This window comes from uncultured Cardiobacterium sp., assembly GCF_938028185.1.
In the GTDB taxonomy this organism is placed as follows: domain Bacteria; phylum Pseudomonadota; class Gammaproteobacteria; order Cardiobacteriales; family Cardiobacteriaceae; genus Cardiobacterium.
The window spans coordinates 1-1,553 of sequence record NZ_CALJAH010000150.1 but is presented as its reverse complement, the minus strand read 5'-3'; the positions used below and the strand labels follow the sequence as shown (position 1 = coordinate 1,553).

General features: G+C 57.2%; 2 protein-coding genes. Both read right to left on the bottom strand.

Annotation, left to right across the window (positions count from 1 at the left end; translation table 11 throughout):
* Positions 1-329 precede the first annotated feature (329 nt).
* The gene (locus Q0349_RS04580; RefSeq protein ID WP_298079700.1) at positions 330-851 is read right to left on the bottom strand and encodes a hypothetical protein; all 522 of its coding nucleotides are present in this window, start codon (positions 849-851) and stop codon (positions 330-332) included.
* A gap of 24 nt (positions 852-875) precedes the next feature.
* The coding region (gene pflA, locus Q0349_RS04575; protein WP_298079699.1) for a pyruvate formate-lyase-activating protein at positions 876-1,553 on the bottom strand (678 nt) is incomplete at its 5' end.

Sequence of the window (1,553 nt, the reverse complement as noted above, 5' to 3'; positions counted from 1 at the left end):
GCGAAAAGCAAGGTAGCACGCTTCAGCATCGGGCGATAGTCCGGACGAACTAATAGACCTCTTTCCAAACCAGGCGAAGGTATACGTTTTTTCGAATTTGTATCCCTGCCCCCCACCCCAACCCTCCCCCACGGGGGAGGGAGCCGTTATGCGGCAGATTCAAATAACTGCTGTCGTATCGCATATGGATAGTCATGAAATCATTGCTATTTTTCAGCCAATGAGTCCCCTCCCCCTGTGGGGGAGGGTTAGGGTGGGGCAGCAGACAACAGCCCGGCAGGTTTGGGATTTTGTCGGGTTGTCGTGCAAGTTATGGTTTGGAAGGAATTCTAATGTTGCGGGACGCCTTGCGGGCTTTCAAAAATTTGCAGGCTGTAGGCACAACTGGCGGCGCGGCAGGATGCCATGATGATGCTGGCGCGGTATTTGCCGCTGCGGTCGGGAGTGTAGCGCAGCACGGGTGCGGGGGTGTCGCCGCTGGTGTCGGCGGTCAGCGTTTGTTGCAGGTTATCGCTGCGGGTGAGGGCGAGGTCAAGATCGCGGCAGGTGTCGGCGCAGTTGGCAAAAAGAACGTAGGGTATGCCCGCATCCAGCTCGATTTCCACGTCCGCCTGTTCGCCGGGAACGAGTTCGCTGATGATGGTTTTGTGCGAGTTCTTGCTCTGCGGGTTTTCGCTTTTCATCCGCGCGCGGTTGGCTTTCATCAGGTGGTAGAGCTGCGCGTGGTTGGGGTCGTCCGGGATGCGTTCTTCTATGGGTTCTTCTGCGGCGGCAGGTTTCAGGAAGTCGAGGTTGAAGGTTTGGCAGGCGGTGAGCGCGAGGCAGAGGGCGATGAGGGCGGGGGTTTTCATGGCGATGGCGTTCCTTGCGTGTTTTTAGTGCATGACTTCTTTGCCGTAGCTTTTAATGATGTCGGCGATGTGTTCGACGGTTTCTTTCGGCGGCGGATGCACGCCTTCGAGTTTGTAGGTGTCGCCGCACAGCGCCCATTTGTGCGCGCCCAGTTCGTGATAGGGCAGCAGTTCGACTTTTTCGATGTTGTCCATCGGCGCGATGTACTGGCCGAGGAGATGGGCGGAGTGGTCGTCGTCGCTGTAGCCGGGAACGATAACGTAGCGGATGCGGGTGAGCTGGTTGCGTGCTTGCAGGTGTTCGGCAAATTTGAGGGTACGGTTGTTCGGTACGCCGACAAGTTTTTTGTGGATTTCGTTGTCAAGCTGTTTGAGGTCAAGCATGACAAGGTCGGTGTGATCGAGCAGTTCTTCGAGGTTTTTGTCGTAGTGACGCGCGTAGCCGTTGGTGTCGAGGCAGGTGTGGATGCCGTAGGCCTTGCAGGCGACAAACCAGTCGCGGATAAATTCGGGCTGGAGCAGTGATTCGCCGCCGCTGGCAGTGACGCCACCGCCCGTCGCCTTGAGGTAGAAGCGGTACTGGATGACTTGTTGCATCAGTTCATCGACGGTGATTTTGCGCGATTTGTCGGTTTCCATGTCCCAGGTGTCGCGGTTGTGGCAGTAGAGGCAGCGCATCAGGCAGCCCTGGGTGAAGACGAC

Bases quoted from the DNA above. Each gene is read 5' to 3' on its own strand.
- Q0349_RS04580 (WP_298079700.1), bottom strand. From the start codon at position 851: ATGAAAACCCCCGCCCTCATCGCCCTCTGCCTCGCGCTCACCGCCTGC.